The organism is Brevibacillus sp. HB2.2 (genome assembly GCF_013284275.1).
Lineage (GTDB): Bacteria > Bacillota > Bacilli > Brevibacillales > Brevibacillaceae > Brevibacillus > Brevibacillus brevis_D.
Window position 1 is genome coordinate 40,197 of record NZ_JABSUV010000030.1, and the last position, 19,882, is coordinate 60,078.

The 19,882-nt window shown below is 48.4% G+C and carries 5 protein-coding genes; all 5 read right to left on the bottom strand.

What is annotated here, in order from left to right:
* Nucleotides 1–6: 6 nt before the first annotated feature.
* The 5 genes from edeI to HP401_RS31745 are packed head-to-tail and all read right to left on the bottom strand — an operon-like array spanning nucleotide 7 to nucleotide 19,875.
* On the bottom strand, nucleotides 7–8,664 hold the full coding sequence (gene edeI / locus HP401_RS31725) for an edeine biosynthesis hybrid PKS-NRPS EdeI (protein ID WP_173606378.1): 8,658 nt from the start codon (nucleotides 8,662–8,664) through the stop codon (nucleotides 7–9).
* A gap of 1 nt (nucleotide 8,665) precedes the next feature.
* A complete protein-coding gene (gene edeJ, locus HP401_RS31730) occupies nucleotides 8,666–11,356 on the bottom strand; it encodes an edeine non-ribosomal peptide synthetase EdeJ (protein ID WP_173606379.1) in 2,691 nt (896 codons plus the stop codon).
* Between the two features lie 30 nt (nucleotides 11,357–11,386).
* The gene (gene edeK, locus HP401_RS31735) at nucleotides 11,387–15,370 is read right to left on the bottom strand and encodes an edeine non-ribosomal peptide synthetase EdeK (RefSeq protein ID WP_173606380.1); all 3,984 of its coding nucleotides are present in this window, start codon (nucleotides 15,368–15,370) and stop codon (nucleotides 11,387–11,389) included.
* 33 nt (nucleotides 15,371–15,403) lie between these two features.
* A complete protein-coding gene (edeL, locus tag HP401_RS31740; protein ID WP_173606381.1) occupies nucleotides 15,404–18,694 on the bottom strand; it encodes an edeine non-ribosomal peptide synthetase EdeL in 3,291 nt (1,096 codons plus the stop codon).
* A gap of 17 nt (nucleotides 18,695–18,711) precedes the next feature.
* Nucleotides 18,712–19,875 carry a pyridoxal phosphate-dependent aminotransferase gene (locus HP401_RS31745; RefSeq protein WP_015891491.1) on the bottom strand — a complete coding sequence of 388 codons (1,164 nt, stop codon included), beginning with the start codon at nucleotides 19,873–19,875 and terminating at the stop codon, nucleotides 18,712–18,714.
* Between the last annotated feature and the right edge of the window lie 7 nt (nucleotides 19,876–19,882).

Genomic DNA, 19,882 nt, shown 5'->3' on the forward strand with positions numbered 1-19,882 from the left:
CCTTCTCTATGTCATGTATTCATTCACTAGCATCTTGAGCAATTGCTGGTAATCCTGAGTCATCTCCGTGACTTTTTCTGCCCGGAGGCATTTAGGGTCGAACGCACACACGATATCAATCACGTTGTTTCCTTCCTTGATCCAGAAGGCAAGCTCATGTTCATGGTGTGTAAACGATGCATCTGTAAACGCATTGACACCGCCAAATAATGGAATAATCGTTCCGTCGTTGCGTTCTATCCGCAATTTTTCAAGCCACAACGAGGCGTCTCCCGTCCATTTCTCGATGAACTGTCGTTTGTGCTGCACCTGCTTAAATAGATCGAAGAAGGTATTGACCTCTGACATGTTCACCCGGAATGGATAGACATTCATCTGCAGCTCCCTGGCGACAGCCACTTCCATATAAAGATCCTGCTGTCCTGTCAATTCCGCCATGAGGTATAGGTACATCGAAAGCAGAACGTCTCGTACCTCAACTGCTTCCATTTGACTTACCTGCTGAACATTTTCAAACAGATCATCAGTAAGTGAGAATTGGACCCAGTCTGTGTCCACATTCGCTTCTCCACTAGCCCAATACTCAGGCGACAACTCTATCAGCGAGACACGATCCAGCTCCTTCAACCAATAGGTAGCCGTATCAGATTCCCCTTGTTCATCTGCCAGGTCTAAAGCGGTATTCTTCAAAAAGTTGGTCAGGCTAGACAGCGTAGGATGAGCGAACAAATCGGCAATTCGAACCCGTCCAGGGTAAAGCTGTTCAAGCTTGGCATGAACTTGTACCAGTAAGAGCGAATTACCGCCTATTTGGAAGAAGTTATCATGCATTCCGACCGTTTCACGTTTAAGCACTTCCTGCCAGATGCCCGCCACCTGTTCTTCCAGTCTGGTAGCCGGGGCTTGATATTCGATGTGCTTGTCTTGGAGTGAATCAGGCTCTGGCAATGATTTGCGATCCAACTTTCCGTTTGGTGTCAGCGGCCACATATTCATATGCGTATAGAAATGTGGAATCATGTAATCGGGTAAACTTTTGCTCAGCATCGCACGCAATTCATCACTGTCCAACGTTCGCTTCGCCATATAGTAGGCAGCCAGGTAAGGATTGCTGGCGGTATCTCGCACACTGACCACTGCTTCCGTAATATCCGGATGCTGAGAGAGGGCAGTTTCTATCTCACCCAATTCGATGCGATAACCGCGCACTTTGCACTGAAAGTCAGATCGTCCCACGTATTCAATACGCCCGTCTGGCATCCATCTCGCGAGATCACCTGTTTTGTACATGCGTTGACCAGGTTGAAACGGATTAGGAATATAGCGCTCAGCCGTCAGCGTTGGCTGGCCAAAGTACCCTCTCGTTACCCCATCTCCTGCAATATAAAGATCGCCATTGATCTTCATCGGCTGCACTTGGAGATGCTCATCGAGGATGTAGACTTGTGTATTGGGCAACGGCGCACCAATCGTTACTTCCTCTGCGTCGGTCAAGTCCTGCACCGTAGACCAAATCGTTGTTTCAGTCGGACCGTACAGATTGTAAAGTCTCGCCTTCGTTTGTGTGCGAAGCCTTTGGAACAAAGACTTTGAAAGGGCCTCTCCTCCAATCAGGATCGCTTTCAGGCTGTCAAGTGCATGCAAGTTGCTCTTCTCTTCCAGCATGAGCTGCAGCCGGGATGGAGTCAGTTGAAGGAATGTGATTTCTTCCTGCAAAATCAACTCCTTGAGCACCTGCGGGTCTGCTTGCTGCTGCTCGGTTGCAATGACTACAGTCATCCCTTTCGTCAGCGGCACAATCGTTTCAAGCAGAAATATATCAAACGAAATCGTTGTCACAGCCAGTATTTTGTCTGCGCTGGCAAAATCGATGTGTTCTCCGATCCCTGCGTTGAAGCTCATCAAATTGCCGTGTTCAACCATGACACCTTTAGGCTTGCCTGTTGAACCCGATGTGTAAATGACATAGGCGAGATCACCAGGTGTAGCCTGTGGCGGAAGATTGGAGTCGTCTTCCGTCTCTATCCGGGGATCGTTTACGTCCACTCGGACAACACTTCCCCACTGCTTCTCTGCCAGAGAATCGTGGGTTAACACAAGGGGAGTCATGCTGTTTTCCAAAACATAGGAGATTCGTTCTTCTGGATAGTGCGGATCAATCGGAACAAACGCAGCCCCCGCTTTCAAGATCGCCATGAGTCCGACCATCATTTCCACGGAGCGATTCGTCAGAAGGCCCACGCAAGTATCAGCAGTGACGCCGTGTTGCTTCATCAAACGGGCAACTTGATTGGCTCGCTTATTTAATTCCGCATAAGTAACTTTCTCATCTCCGCATGTTACAGCTAACGCGTTCGGCTGTTTTTCCGCTACTTCTTCAAAGAGCTGGACGACCGTTTTTTCACGAGAGTATTCCAAACTCGTGTCATTCCATTGGTCAATCAGCAGCATGCGTTCTTCTGCTGCCAGCATGGACATCTTGCCGATCAACTGTTCAGGATCCTCCACCATTTGCTCCAGAATCTTCTGGAAGTGTGTGGACATTGACGCGATCGTCTCTTTGCTGAATAGCTTGTTGCTGTACTCGATATCGACAATCAGGCGCTGTTCTCGTTCAATGATGTCAAAGGTCAGATCAAACTGGGCAGAGCGCTGTTCAAAAGGATAAGGTGAGAGCGTCAGCCCATTTGCACTCATGCTTCCCTTCGCGTCGCCGGTATTTTGCAAAATGAACATCACATCAAACAATGGGTTACGCGCTGTATCTTTAGGCAGTGTCAGACGATCCACCAGCATTTCGAACGGATAGTCGGCATGAGAGAGCGCCGCCAGTGCCCGTTCTTTTACTTCCTGAAGGAAATCTGACACGGTTCGATCGCTTCGCGGGAAATTTCTCATCGCCAGTGTGTTCAGAAAGACACCCACGATGTTTTCCAGGTCTGCATGATGACGACCAGCCACTGGCGATCCGATGATAATGTCTTCTTCGCCAGCGTATTTCGACAACATAATGCTGAGCGCACCCAGTAGCGTCATGTACAAGGTTGCCCCATTGTTTTTTGCCAGTGCCAGTATCTTCTCAGTCATCTCTTGAGGAATCTCAAAGGTTAGGACATCTCCCTCAAAGCTCTGGACGGACGGTCGAGGGTAGTCCGTAGGCAGATTAAGCACAGGAAGTTCTCCATCCAACTCTCCCTGCCAGAATTTCTCCTGAGCGGCCAATACCCCATTGCCAAGTTGTTCGGTTTGCCACACGCTGTAGTCTTTATATTGAATTCGCAGCTCGGGCAACTCGAGTCCCTGATACAACTGGAAGAACTCGCGGATCAAAATGTTGATGGATACACCATCGGAAATAATGTGATGCATGTCGAACAGCAACAAGTGTTTGTCGACATCTATGCGAATGAGCATCCCGCGAACAAGGGGAGCTTTTGACAAGTCAAATGGTCGAATGAATTGTTCGACCGTTCTCTTGGCATCGTTCTCGTCGACTTCACTATACGCCAACGTAAAATCTACGCTCGGTTGAACGGTTTGCATCAATGCTCCATCCACGATGGAAAACGAGGTGCGCAACGACTCATGACGTTGCACCAGCGAGATAAATGCACGTTCGAAAGCCTCTTTGTCCAGTTCTCCTTCAAGCATCATGACTGTAGGGATGTTGTAGGCGACTGCCCCTTCCTGCATTTGTTCCAGCACATAAATTCTCTGCTGAGACGAGGTGGCTGGGTAAGCTTCCCGATACTCCGCTACAGGAATCGCTGACACGGCTGTTTCTTCATTCGGAGCCATTAACATAGCCAATTGACGGATCGTCGGTGTCTGAAACAGGTTGGTGATCGTTATCTCTTTTTGCATCTGCTTGGAGACACGGGAAACGATGCCAATTGCCAAAAGAGAATCGCCACCCAGTCTGAAAAAGTCGTCGTCGATGCTCAATTCGGTGTAACCCAGAACATCAGACCAAATCTGGCCTAAGGCAAGCTCCAGCGAAGTGTAGTGATCGCCTTCCTCCCTACCAGACAAAACAACACGGTTTTGCATGGTCACTTCTGTAGGTACTTCGCGTTCTTTACGAGACTTTTCGCTTGCAAATATCGAATCTCCGAGCTTTACTTTCAGAGACGGTGCCCATTCCTTCAGAACTTGCAAATCAAACTGTCCAATGATCAGGTGCTCAGTTTGGTAAGACAACGAAGCAGCGAAGGCTTGGATTGCGCCATCCATCGGCATGTATCCGATAAAACCAGGACCTGTTATCCCTTCAAACGCATACCAGTTCAAAGCTATCGTTGGTCTTCCTGTTCGACTGCGAGCTGCACTATAGGCATCCAAGAAGCAGTTGGACGAGACATAGTCACTTCCAGTCGCCCCACCCCAAATCGAAGCAAGTGATGAGAAGATCACAAAGAAATCCAAATGCTCCGGTTCAGCTATCTGATCGAGTATGACTGTGCCCGCCATCTTTGCTTTCAAACCATTTTGAAAATCGGAAAACTTCTTCTTCTGAATCGTCTCAAAGGTGATATGCGCAGCGGATTGGATAATGCCGTTGATCGGTCCGTAACGAGCACGGACTTGCTTGGAAATATCCTCCATTTGCTGACGGTCTGACACGTCGGCTGCGTAGCAGACTACCTGCGCTCCCATTTCCTCTAGCTCCAGCAGGGCTTTCAGCTTTCGTGCCTCAGCAGCACTGCAGTCTGGATGCTGTAAACGCGCTTGCCACACGTGGTTAGGTGGAAGTGGCGAACGATTAATCAGCACGAGCGTCACATTTTTTTGAGCGGCCAGATACTTACTAAATGCCAGGCCCAGTTTTCCGGTACCTCCGGCGATCAAGTAAACACCATTTTCACGTATCTCTACAGGCCGTTTCGGAACTTTATCGATATCGCAGCGATTCATTTCAGGTACGATACGATTTCCTCTATAGGCAACCAATGTGTCATCTCGATTGCAGCGAATTTCCGCTAGAAGCTGGCCTACCAACTGCGATGTTGAACGCCCCTCTGTTGCGAGATCCAGGCTAAAGCACTGCAGTTTTGGATTTTCCTGCGAAATCACCTTGGCTAGACCGAACAAGGGAGCTTTTTCTGGAAAAACAGGTCCGTTGTCATCTACTGCTTGTGCGTAGTTCGAAACGATCCGTAAATCAAGCACCTGCTTCAAATCCAGCTCAAGCAAAGCTTGTGTCAAATGATACAGACTATAAACTCCCGGATGTTGCGCAGACTCAAGAGCTTCAAGCTGTCTAAGATCATTTGGCTGTTGAGAGCCTGGGGTCAAGCTCCATAAATGGATAATTCCTGTCAGTTTTTCCTTTTTGTCTCCGAGGCTCTCGAACACACTCCGCAGATCTGCCGGCTGGCTAGGGTCTAGGATAAACTCGTGGGAAGAAACGGCGGCAAAAGCCTCACCGCTGCGAAGTCTGAACACTTCATGTCCGTCCGATGACATCGCGTCAGCCAAGGTTTCTCCTACACCGCCTTCATCTTGAAGTACGAGCCAAATCCCTGGACGCTGGGTCTGCTGATTGGTTGTCAACTCTTTCGTTTGCCAATGGATCTGGTAGAGCCACTCCCGATACTCTTGTGGCGTATACGCTGAATGTCCGATTAATACCGCTGAATCAGACAGATCACCCATCGCTGTTGACGACGGATAAATGGCAACCGATTGATAGTTCGTGTCCCGAAGCGCCTTTTCCCAACGTAAGGGATCCATCAGTCTGGCTTGGGATCGCAGCTCGGTGTCTTCGTGCTGCCACCAGTCTGCGGCAAGCCCCCCGATCACATTTGCCGTTAAGCGATTTTTCACGAGCTCGATTGCAAACAGCACACCTTGCTCTGCAAGCAACTGATGCACAATCGATAAGGATGCCCGAACATCCTTCGTCCTGTGTATAGCATTATTCGCGATAATCACATCGTAAGCATGCAGATCGAAGCCTTGTTCGGCTGGGGCCTGCTCCATGTTGAACAGGCGGAACTGCACAAACGGGTATACTTCTTGGAACTCTTTTTCTGCCTCTGCGAGCGACGATTGCTCACCGTCCGTAAACAGATAGGTGACATCTTGTTTCTCAATTTTCGGCAGCAATAAGCGAGTAAGACCGCTGGAACCGCCTCCGAGCTCCAGAATTCGAACGGGACGGCTAAACGAATGGATGTATTGAGCAATGGTTTCCACTGCCATAAGTCCAGAAGGGTTTCCAAGAGTAATGCGATCTGCATACGACTTATATAAGTCAGAAGAACCGTCGTTCGTCACGAATACGTCTTGCCCCGTCATGCTCGTTGAGTAATGGGCAAAACACGCTTTCAATTGAGAGAACGTATCATGCTCATTTGGATAACGATCCAGACAATCCTGATAAAACGCTTCTGCATCAAGACCCTCTGCATGTGCAGTTAGACGGTACGTTCCTTCAACGTGTTCAACCAGGGAGGCTTTAACGACAAGTTCAAGCATGAGTTGGAAGAAGTGTTTATTTTTTCCATCAAACCTTACAGCTTCACGCAATTCTTCCAGCGAATACGTTTGCGTCTGCTTGTGGAAAGCGCCTAGTTGCTTGAAGCATTCAAGCGATAACAAACCGGAATAAAAAGTTTCATCCTCTTCCAAACTCGTTTGCTTTTGGACATTCACCTGAGTCAGTAACATTTCTCCAAAAGTAAAGAAGGTGGAAGCAATTTTATGCACATCAGCAGTTTCGTTCTCATGAGCCGCTACAGATGCTACAGCATCGGACTGCTCAACCATGTTGATTGCAGGTTGATCCGTTTGTACCCAGTGACGGGTTTTGGCAAAGCTATAGGTTGGTAAAGGTACCTTTTTCCATTTGGCTGGACGGTAGTATTCAAGCCAATTGATCGGCACTCCTCGTACGTACTGTTTTGCCATTTCTACAGGGTCAGAGCTGTCTATTTGCATGCTGATCGGCGATGAACTTTCCCCACGGGAATTCAGTACTCCGTAGATCACCTGGTTCCCATCAACAAGCGGAGCACCGTCCTCCATCCGTTCTCCCGCGCACAGGCGATGGATCTTCTGCAAAAAGTCCTCTTTGCTGTTGATAACGAAGGCAAGGCGATACCGATAATGTCCGCGCCCCATATTGGCAGTAGCGCACATATCCAAAAGGGAATGCTCAGAAGGTCCTGATAAAAATGTTTGGTATTTCTCGAGCAAATCCCAGAGCGACTCACTTGTTTTGGCAGATAACGTAATAAGGTAATTGCCAGATTCTGAACCGGCTGTCGCCTCGCGCCCAGGAGGCTCTTCCAAGATGACGTGGGCGTTTGTCCCACTCAGGCCGAATGCACTTATCCCGGCTCTCCTCACAGGTTGGTCCGCCTCTACATCCCAAGCCTTTAACACATCATTTATATAAACAGGCGAATCAATAAAAGGAATTAAGGTATTCGGTCGTTTCACATGTAGCGTCGGCGGAATCTGGCGATGCTTCATCATCAGAACCGTTTTAATGATCCCAGCCACACCTGATGCCGCTATCGTGTGCCCGATATTACTTTTAACCGAGCCTATTGCGCAAAATTGCTTGCGTTTTGAAACTTTCTGAAAGGCATGCATGATCCCCTCAATCTCGACAGGGTCGCCTAATCTAGTCCCGGTCCCATGTGCCTCAATATAGGAGATGCTCTCCGGATTGATTCGCGCCCGCTCCCATGTTGTTCGCAACAAAGCAGACTGAGAAATCGCATTGGGCGCAGTAATGCTGGTAGAACGGCCGTCACAATTGACCGCTGTGCTTTTGATCACGGCATGGATATAGTCATTGTCTCTAACTGCTTGATCGTATGACTTCAAAAGAACAGCCCCAAGACCTTCTCCCCACACGGTTCCATCAGCAAAGTCATCAAAAGCTTTGGTTTTGCGATCTACAGAAACAATGCCAAAGTCCGTATCTTGTTGAATCGGAAACAGGGAAAGGTTAACTCCACCTACGAGAGCCATTCGACAATCGTTATTTCCAATGGCCTGACAAGCTTGGTGCAGAGCGACCAAGGAGGAAGAGCAAGATGTATTAATCAGTTGGCTCGGACCTGATAAATTCAGCAAATAGGAAATCCGGGAAGCGATAATTGCTGCAACGTTGCCAGCCAGCGAAGTTGAATCAACGTTTTTCAGCACACGCTGGTATTGTGATTCATTGTCACAATATCCCAGAAATACGCCGGTAGGAGAACCGCTGATCATCTTCTCGCTATACCCGGCATGTTCAAATGTTTCCCAAGCCAACTCGAGAAACATCCGTTGATAAGGATCCATGGTTCGAGCCTCAGCAGGTGATATCTCGAAAAACGCGTGATCAAATAAATCCACGTGTTCGAGATAACCCATCCGCTCATACTGAAAATCTGTGCCGTTAAAAAATTCTCTCGCGACCCTCTCGACATCTGGACGCCTTGCAGCCGGGATATCACTGATTGAATCGTGCCCCTGTTTCAAATTGTTCCAGTATTCTTCGAGGCTGTTGGCTCCAGGAAAACGACAAGCCATACCGATGATTGCGATATCTTGGCGCGTATTTACGTTGGCAGAGGACAATTCTTTCAGCAAAGGAAGTGCTTCCTTTTCATGCAGTCGATGAGCTGCCACTTGCTCCAAGATGTATTTTTTAAGCAAACTCATCTTAATTCCCCTTCCTTTTGTCGATTAGCTCGGCACCCATGTCTACGGAGAGAACTCCCTCCTTGACCTCCCTCAGCAATTCCAGAAGGGATTCATCATCATCGCTTTGATCTTCCATCGATGCAAACTGATCCTGTTTTCTTTGTTCGAGAAAATCCACAAACATGGCAATCGTATAGTAGGAAAACAAATGCGCGACGCTAATCTCGCTATCCACTAGTTTTACAATTTGTGCATGCATTTTGAGCAACAGCAGGGAATTTCCTCCCAGCTGGAAGAAGCTGTCGTGTACCCCCACTTTTTCGATTCCCAAGATTTCTTTCCAGATCGTAACCAGCTGTTCTTCCTTCTCGTTTCGTGGGGCTACATATTCAGCATCGGACGCCTGTTGTTCATCCACTTCAGGCAATAGCTTGCGATTGATCTTGCCCCCTGCTGTCAAAGGCATTTTTTCAATGCTGACAAAAAAGGATGGGATCATGTGATCGGGAAGTCGTTCGCTAAGATAACCGCGCAGGTCACTTGCGGTCAATTCCTCGGCATTTGCCACGTAGTACGCGCACAATCGAGCCTTCTCTTCTTGAAAAAGCACGGCACACTCTTTTACTAGCGGGTGGGACAATAGCACCTCATCAATCTCGCCCAGCTCAATTCTGTGCCCGCGTACTTTCACTTGATGATCGATGCGACCGCAGAACTTGATATTGCCATTCGGCAGATAACGCCCAAGGTCTCCTGTCCGATAAAGCTTTTGATAACCAATTTCCGGATAAGGGTTGTCAACAAAGCTGGCTGCTGTTTTCTCGGGATCGTGCAAGTAACCGTGCCCCAAGCACAAGCCTGTTATATATATCTCCCCTTGATGTCCGGCCGGAACAAGTTTGCGATTTGAATCCAGCAGCAAAATTTTCGTATTGGCTATCGGTTTTCCAATCGGGATCGGTCCCTCATGGGTATGGTCGATCTCAAAGTAGATGACACCAATAGACGTCTCCGTCGGACCGTACAGATTCGTGATACGAACGTGGGAAAACCGCTGAAGAAACAGATGCACAGTGTGAGCGGTGATTTCCTCTCCCCCCAAGATCAGGTGGCGAATCGAAGAAAGTGAATCGTGTATGTCCATCCGTGTTTCCATTTGATCCACCAGCAGATTGAACACCGACGGCACAAAGTCTGTAATTGTAATCTGATAGGTTGAAATGGCTTGCAACACTTGATCGAGCGTCATCTCGAATTCAGGAATCGGCAATACCGTACGGCCACCATGCAAGAGCGGCCAGAAGAGTTGCCAGACCGAACTGTCGTAGTGATGGGGAGTCGTCTGGAAAATGGCGTCCTGCTCTGTACAACCGTAGTGTTCATCCATCCAGCGAAACCGATTGAAAATACCGATATGAGGAACGACTGCCCCTTTTGGTTTACCAGTAGAACCAGATGTATAGATCACATAGATCGGATCGTCCATATCTACCTGGACATTCAAGTCCCCTTCTTCCCGGATATCATCCGCATCAACGATTACAGCACGTGTCCATTGCACGAATGACGGCTCCTGGCGTATTTCTGGTCCGATCAGCGTCACGGGACAATTCAATTCATCCAGTAGCTGCTTTTTCCGTTCGCTTGGACTTTGCACGTCTAGCGGGACAAATGCCGCACCTGTTTTCATCACAGCTAGCAAGGAAATGACCAAATTCAAGCTACGATTCATCAAGACCGGAACATAGCTTCCTCTTCCAATGCCACTTTCCTTCAACATACGTGCAAGGCAATTGGCTTTGCCATTAAGTTGAGCGTAGGTAAGGGTTTTGTTGCCAAGCACAGCAGCTGTTAGATGAGGCGTCCGCGCTGCCTGCTCCTCGATCAGTTGATGGATCGGCTTTGGAGCAGGATGAGCAACATCCGTCTGATTGCGGGTGTACAACAGATCTGTCCGCTCTGCTTCTGTCAACATTTCAATTGTGTGAACGAAGCGTTTAGGATCGACGACGACTTCACGAAGAATTTGTTGATAATGGCTGATCATTCGTTCGATGACAGCCTCTTTGAACTGCTCGCCCTTATACCGTACGCGTCCGGTAATTCCAGCTTCTGTTTGCTTGCATGCGAATACCATTTGTAGGGACAGGCCTTCTAAAGCAGTAATATCTTGCATGTTTTCTAGTACGAAGGCTGTATCCAGCAGTGCCATCCGATCCGTGTCGGGTAGATCAAGCCATTGCATCATTTGCGAAAACGGATAGTTCTGATGTTCCATTGCCTCTTTGACTAGCTGCTTACCCTCTTTCGCCACTTCTGCAAAAGTAGCTTCTTGATGCATCCGTACACGCAGCGGCAGCACCCGATTCCAAGCGTTAGGGGGAAGCGGATTTTGAAAGACGGGCGTGAGAATGATCATGTCGTCTGTCTGCTTATACCGATTCAGCATGATTTGAAACGTCGACAGAAGGAACAGGTAGAGCTTCATCGGATGATGATCGCAATGGGCCGCAACGGCAGCGTTCAAATCATCTGGAAAGACAAACGATATTTCTTTTGTCTCCTCCTCCCCATCGCCTTCCTTCTCCGTTCCTTCGGTTGGAAGGAGGGAGAGCGTCCACTCCCCCTGTAACTTCTCTTGCCAGTACTGCTCCTCCCGGCTAAATTTCCGACTGGTTAGCAGAATGTTTTGCGAAATAGTAGTCTCCATATGCCCTCCCCCTCTTACTCACCGCTTGCTCTAAAATTCAAAATCCCAATCGACGCCCTGTGCTTGAATAAGGGCTACCTCCCGGGTCAATTCAAAGTCTTGCAGGAGGCGCTGCGGATCTTCCATCACCTGCTGCAACAAGCTTTTGAAGTCACTCACAAACTGTTCCATCGTATCTCTTCGGAACAGATCACTGCGGTAATCCAGCTTACATATAAGTCTGTCGAAAACGGGATAAGCCGCCAGATGAAGATCAAGTTTAGCCGTATTGTTTTGCAGTGGATAGTTTTTGACGATCATGTCCTCAAGCTCTAGTTCCCCTTCCGGATTGTCCATGTTTTGTAGGACGAAAATCGTATCGAAAAGGGGTTGACGACCTGTATTTGGCTCAAGACCAAGAGTCTGGACAAACAGATCAATCGGGTAATCCGCTTGTTCAAAAGAGGCTAGCGTATGCTCGCGGACCTCCGCAAGAAACTCGCGATAGGTTTTCTCGCCTTTTGGATAATTGCGGAGGGGAATGGTATTGATAAACATCCCAATGACTTCATCAAACTCTGCAAATTTACGCCCAGCTACAGGAGTTCCGACAACGATATCCTCCTGGCCGCTGTATTTTGCAAGCAATATGTTGTAAACCGACAACAGCACCATGTAAAGTGTCGCATGTTCCTGCGTTGCCAGCTCCTGCAACTGCTGCCTCTCCTCTGCCGATATCTCGAACTCAATCGTTGCACCAGGATACGTAAGAGCTTCTGGTCTTTCATAATCAGTCGGAATCGATAGAAGTGGAGCGGGGCTGGTAAACAAGTCTGCCCAATAGTCAGCTTGAAGCTCCCCTGACTCAAGTGCAGATTCCTGCCATACAGCAAACTCTTTTTGCTGAACTTCCAATGCAGGAAGTGTCACGCCTGCATAGAGACGAACAAAGTCCTCTACGAGAATATCCATGGATACACCGTCTGAAATGATATGATGCATATCGAACAACAATAGATGCTTTTCTGGTGCAATCCTGATTAGCCCCGCGCGCAGCAAAGGTGCTTGACGCAAGTCGAATGGCCGTACAAACGTTGCCAGACTGGCCTCCAACTGCTCTTCACTTGCTTCGCTCACTTCCAAACGGAAGACTAAGGAATCATGTACAATTTGAACGACTTGCCCATCTCTATAATCAAATGAGGTACGAAGAGATTCATGGCGGTCAAGTAATCCTTGAAACGCATGTTCTACCTTTTCACGGCTCAACTCGCCCTCGATGGAACGGGCAGCCGTAATGTGAAGGCTTGTGTCAGCCGGGTTTAACTGCTGAAGAATAAAGAACTTACGCTGGGCAGCCGTAACAGGATAGTACGATCTGGCTTCGACTGAGAATCGTCTTTTCATAATCGTCTTGTCTGATCCATCAATCACGTTTCCAAGCTCCTGAATCGTTGGGTGATTAAACATGGTTCGCAGTGGAAGCTGTACACCAAACTGCTGTGCAACCTGCGCAGCCACCGCGTTGATTTTTAACGAGTGCCCCCCTAGAGCGAAGAAATTGTCCCGAGTGCTGATTGTGTTTGGATCGAGCTGTAACACATGCGCCCAGATGTGCGTGAGAGCTTTTTCCGTCTCGGTTGTGGCTGACACCAAAATAGATGTGTCTATGCGATCCTGTATGCCAGGCTTCGGCAAAGCCCCTCTATCCACTTTTCCGTTCGGGGTAAGTGGCAATACGTTTTGTTTTACATAGTGCATCGGCACCATGTATTCCGGAAGCACAGTAAACAGATACTCACGCACATCTCGTGCGGAAAATTCCTCTTGGGGAACGACATAGGCACATAAGTACTTTGCACCCGTTTCCTCAGAAAGCGCCAAGACCACTGCATCCTTAACCGCTGGATGTCTGCGCATCACCTGTTCAATCTCACTCAATTCGATTCGGTAACCCCGAATCTTGACTTGATTGTCCATTCTCCCGAAGTACTCAATAAATCCGTCCTCCGTGATCCGGCCTACATCACCCGTTCGGTAGAGGACTTGGTAGTCTGGGTCATCTATCCAGCTGGCATACGGATTTGCTACAAAGACTTTTTGAGTCCGTTCGTCATCTTTGTAGTAGCCGTAACCTACCCCCGGACCGGCCACACCTATTTCTCCTTTTACGCCTCGCGGGCAGATACACTGATTTTGATCGAGTATGTAAATATGAGTATTCTGGATCGGTATACCGATAGGAACTACAATCTGCTGATCACTGGGCATTTCCCGAATAATGTGGTGCGTAATATCATCAGATGCTTCCGTTGGCCCGTACATATTCACCAAAGGAATTTCCGAATAGCAGGCAAACCAGCGTCGCACCAGAGGAGCAGGCAACTCCTCTCCTGTCACGGCCATCCACCGCAGATCAGGCAAGCTACGTTCGGAGTTGGGCCATTCTTGAACGAGATCAAGCAGCACGGAGAGCAGAGACGGTACCACTTCTGCGACGGTGACGTGGTTGGAACGGAGTACGTTATGAAGAGCCTGCGTATCCATTACCGTCTCTGTATCGATCACCAGCACAGAGCCACCCACTAGCAGAACAGCCAGGTATTGCCAAACGGATATGTCGAAGCAAAGAGAAGCTGTTTGTGTGACAAGATCATCCTCGCAGAGGGATAGATCGTTGATTTTAGCGAAAATGTGGTTAATCATTCCGCGATGGTGCACCATTACGCCTTTCGGTTGTCCAGTCGTACCCGATGTGAAGATGATATATGCCAAGTCTGTTCCCGCACTCTCCCGATCGATTTCCTCTCCCGAAAGTGACTCTATTGATTGATCAGTTTGACCAAAAACATAGAAATACTTCAGTTCAGGTGAGGATGCTCGAATCGGTTCCAATCCATCTAGCAAGTCAGGCTGAGTGATTAACCCTGCAATCTCGCTCTTCTGCACGATGTACAGGATCCGATGCTGCGGATAGTCTGGATCAATCGGTACGTAGGCTCCTCCTGCCTTGAACACGGCAAGAATCGCAACAAGCGTATCCACGTTACGCTTCATATAGATACCGATTTTCGTGCCAGGTCGTAATCCTTGCTGGATAAAATGGCGCGCAAGTCGGTTGGATCGCTCGTTTAATTCCTGATAGGTTAACGTTGATTTACCGTCTGTCACCGCTTTGCGATGAGGCGTCTTTTTTACCTGCTCCTCAAAGAGGCGATCAAAGCTCTGATCGCGTGGAAAATCAATCCGGTTGTCGTTGAATGAAAGAACTAGCTCCCGTACCTCTGCCTCAGATAAGCACGCGATCTCTGCGATCTTCTGATCTGGTTGGGTTACGATAACTTGATAGATACGGACCAAATGCTCTATCATCCGTTCCATCATGGGGAGTTGGTATCTTTGCCCGACGTAACGCACAAGTAATTCGAGCGAGTTCCCCTTTTTAGAAAAAAGGAGCTGCAACTCACTCGAGACCTGTTCCAGGCTGTCCTGATCATGAAGAACGTCCAACAAGCAAGTTGCCTCAAGGAACGGTGTGCTGTTCCCCTGCTGCGGTACTTGCAGTTCCTCGATCAACCGCAAGATTGGGTAGTTCTGATGTTCCACAGCGGCCTTTAAGGTCTGCCGAACTTCTTGAAGCAGCTCCTTGATGCTCCATTCCGGGAGTACCTGATGACGCAGAGGCAGCACTTTATTCAAGAACTCACCCGGCTCTGTTTGACGAAAGATAGCCGTTCCAACGCATATGTCCTGATGTCCAGTGTATTTGGACAACAGGATGCCAAATCCACTCAGCAAAGCCATGAACAAACGTTGATCCGAGCCATTGCTCAAATGAATCAGCGCCTTGCTCAGCTCGTCCGGAAACACGATGGTCAGCTCACGAAGCTCAGACTGACGCTGAAACGAGGCCCGAGAGTCTGTTGGAAGGTCGAGTGAATGAAACTCTCGAGAGAGGTTCTCCATCCAATAGTCTTTTTCGCGATCAAACTGCCCACTGGCCAGCAAGATGTTTTGTGCCGTTATCGTTGTCAAGCCAATCCCTCTTTTCTGTCCGTCATGTATTTCTTAAAAAGCAAAGTCATCGTCGTCCACTTGTCCCTGTGCTACTTGTACTACTCCATGACCGATCTGAAGTTGTCCGATGGTTCGGTTCGGGTGGGCTACCATTTGCTCAAGAAGAATGACAAAATCTTGAGCCATCCTCTCGATTGTTCTTCTTTGATACAAGTTCGTGTTGTATTGCCAATGCATGCATAGGTGATCCTCAGCCTTAACCACTTCCAAAGCCAGATCGAGCATGGCAGCTTTGCGTCTGAACTCGTACGGTACAAATTCGATTTGATCGAGGCTGACTTTTTGCTGCTCTGCTGCATGATGCAGGGTCAGCATGGCGTCAAACAACGGGTTCCTTGCTGGATCGCGAGTCAATTGAATCTGGCTTACAAGTTGATCGAATGGATAGTCTCCATGCTCAAAACCGCTAAGCACGTTTTGGCGTACCTGCCCGATATACTCTTCGACGGTCAATTCTTTCTTCGGCCAGTTTCGCAAGGCCAAGGTATTAACAAACATTCCGACAACAGGGGCAAACTCCGCACGTTGTCTACCATCCATGTCGCAGCCGACGACGATGTCTTCCTGATTGCTGTATTTCGATAACAAAACAGAATAGACGGCCAGCAGAAGCATGTAGAGCGTCGTAGAACTCTGACGGGTAAACGCGTCGAGCTTTTCCACCCATTCCCTAGACAGCTCAGTCACCAACTCGTCTCCATCAAATGTCATGGTTTGTGGGCGAGGATAATCGGTCGGGATTGCCAGCGGTTGCGGCTGCTTGGAAAATGCCTCCAACCAGTAGGCTTCATGCTCGGCCCAACCTATTTCGGTAGCTTGTTCTGATTGCCACCAAGCGAATTCCTTGGCCTGTACCGACAATTCCGGCAAGACCTGTCCTTGGTAGAGAGAACAAAATTCCTCAAGCAAGATGGACTTGGAAATGCCATCGGAAATGATATGATGCATGTCGAAAATCAGCAGATGATCTTCTGATGAAAGCTTAATTAAACCGATACGAAGTAAAGGAGCTTGTTTTAAATCGAATGGCCTGAAAAAGCTTTCGATTGTCTTTTCCACAGCTTCCTCGTCTGCTTTCCATGATTCGATCTGTACAGAAAGATCACTGTGTACTTTTTGCTTCACCTGACCTTCCATCAGATGAAACGAGGTGCGCAGGGCCTCATGTCGTGCCACGAGTTGATCTGCAACGACTTGGAGACGCCCTGAATCAAGGGAACCGGTGATCCGCATAACTCCCGGTGTATGATAGCTGGTAGCATCTTCTTCCAACTGCCACAACAGGTAGAGCCGCTCTTGGGCACGTGTGACAGGGTAATATTCCTGATTAGAAAGCATGACAATCGGTTTTTGCTCCATCTCTTGGAGGTTGCCTGTGATCCGATTCGCCAAACCACGAATTGTTGGAGCATCAAACAGGTCACGCATGGAAAGCTTCACTTGAAAGTCACTTTCAATCCTGGATAAAAGCTGAATGGCCTTAAGCGAATGTCCTCCCTGTCCGACAAAGTGATCAAGTACACCAGGGGATGGGAGCTGTAAGACATCCGCCCACAACTCAGCCAGCTTTTGTTCGATAGGATTTGCTGGAGGTACGTATTCACTGTTGGCACTTGGCTTTACAGCAGGCAAAGCTTTACGATCGATCTTTCCATGCGGAGTAAGCGGCATCTCCGACAATTCCATAAAGTAACTCGGGATCATATATTCGGGGAGCCACTCCTGCAGGTGCACGCGAAGCTCATCCGGCTGAACACCGTCCATTTGCACAACATAGTAGCAAGCCAGTTCGGTTAGCCCCATTTGATCAGTCATAGCCAAAACAGCTACTTGATTTACAGCGGGATGCTGAAGGACGGCGCGTTCAACTTCTTTTAGTTCCACACGATAGCCGCGCACTTGAACCTGATCGTCCATCCGCCCCAGATATTCAAAAACTCCCGTTTCACTGAGCAAGCCGACATCTCCAGTACGGTACAGGCGCTCGCCGGTAATGGGATGATACGTAAAAGCTTTCTCAGTCAAATCAGGCTTGCCCAAATATCCATCGGTGATGCCAATTCCTCCGATACAAATCTCGCCCTTGACATCAGGGGGACAAATTTCCCCCGTCTGACCAAGGATGAACATATGCGTATTGGCAATAGGAACACCAATCGGGATTCTGAGTGTTTCTTCAGCAGGCTGTTCTGTGCAAAGAAAGACGGAAGCGTATATCGCTGATTCTGTCATCCCGTAAATATTCGCGATTCGCGCAACACGGAACAGTCGATTCCATTCGCGAACCAGATTAGCGGTCAGAGCTTCTCCTCCATTAAATACCCACTTCAAATTGGGCAATGGATCTGGCTCCTTACGAGAATGCACATGCGCCAGAAACACATTCATCATCGCTGGAACGAACTGCGTGACAGTGATGCGTTGCTCCCGGAGCCAGTCATACAACGCTCCCGGATCTTTTCCGTCTTCCTCTTTCAAAATAGACAGCTTTGATCCAACTATCAGCGGCCAAAACAATTCCCACACCGAATCCGTAAAAGAAATCGAGGTTTTTTGGGCAACAACGTCTGTCTCGCTTAACGGAAAAGTCTCCTCCAGCCAAAACAACGTATTCAAGACCTGTTTGTGCGTAATCATGACGCCCTTCGGTGCACCGGTCGAACCAGATGTGTAGATGACATACGCAACATCATCCTCTGAACCTGCCGAAGCTATCGCCTCATCCTTTTGGCGGCGAATGTCGGACGCTGTATAGACCTTGTATTCTTCGTGCTGGAAGGAAGTCTCGTCCATACAAATGATCGTTTCGATGCTGTCAGGTAGATCCGGGATAATCTCGTCCAGATAGATGGATTCTGTTACAAGCACCTTGCAGCGGCTATCCTGCAAAAGATACCGAATTCTAGCTCGGGGATAATGCGGATCAACCGGGACGTATCCCCCACCCGCTTGGAGGATGGCAAGAACTCCCGCTACCATACGGGAGCTCCTGTCTGCGAGAATTCCTACGAGTTGCGAAGGAACCACACCCGCATCTTTTAAGATACGGGCTAGCTGGTTTGCTTCCGCGTGTAGTTCTGCGTATGTTCTTTCTCGATCCGCCTCTACCACAGCGACTCTATCAGGCGTTTTTTCTGCTTGCCGGACGAACAGTTCAGCGATTGTCACTTTGTTGCGATAAGGTTTGTCTGTCTGATTGACTCGAGTTAACAAGTTCGCTTCATCATCAGTGAGCAGGTTAAACTCATTCAGATCCAGATCGAGCTGCATACGTCCATTCATTGCGACTCTTCCCCTTTTTAGGTGGTGGTGAAAAATTCCCGCAAACGGTTAATTCCCTCGTTATACTTCGCGGCAGAGTATGAGAGGCGCAGTGTGTTCGGGATGCCGAAGTCAGAACCCGGTACAGTCGCCACATGTGTAGCTTCGAAAATTTGTGTAGCCAACTCAAGCGAGGTGCTGATGCCTTTTCTCTTCATAAAGGCTTCGCAATCAAGCGTGAAGTAGAAGCTACCTCTCGCTGGCAGAGCACGGACATCGGGTACATTTTGGAAAGCGTCAATCGTGTAGTCCCGACGACCTTTGTAAAGTTGGACTAAATGATCAACTTCATGCTGGTAATCAAGCGCAGCCATTGCCCCGAATTGTACGACCGGGTCAGCTGTGAGCAGTGTGTGGTGCTGAATGACCGTCAGTGGTTGCACCAGCTCATCTGGTACGATCGCGTATCCGACACGTCTGCTATACATCCGATACGCTTTGGAAAACGCATCCGTTGTGATGAAGGTAGACTTGGTATTTTTCAGCTGCATCACGGATTCGCACTCGTCATCGAAGTAAGTGTTCGCATAAATCTCGTCATTGATAATAGCCGCACGGCCGTCTACGATGCTGTCGATCGTATACAATTCCTCTCTTGTAAGAATATTTCCCAACGGGTTACCTGGCGTGTTGATCACGACCACTTTTGTCTTGTCTGTGAAATTCTCTTTGAACGAATCCACATCAAGTCTCAATGTATCCATATCAATTTTGTAGTAACGAACTTTCGCACCGACTAAGAGCGCGCAGAAATGGTAAAGCGAGTAGTACGGAAGTGGCAGCAACACTTCATCACCCTCTTTAAGCAAGAGGTAGAACAAGTTACGGAAGAGTGTGCTGGTACCGACACTGATCACGAAATTTTCCGGCTTGATTGTCACATCGTATTTTGTTTGATAGTGGGTCGCGAGCTTATCTTTCAGCTCAGGCAGACCACCTGGATATACGAGCGAATATTTTTCAAAGCTGTTCAACGCCTGTTGCATGGAATTGATAATTTCGGGATGCAGCGGCATTTCTGACTTCCCAAGAGTCATGCGGATCGCTTCTCCACCGTTTCTCTCAAGCTCATTTGCCATCTGGTCCAGTACAAACATCAAAAAGCGCTCGTCGTGAAAATTAATTGAGGATCTGATTTCCATATTCTCC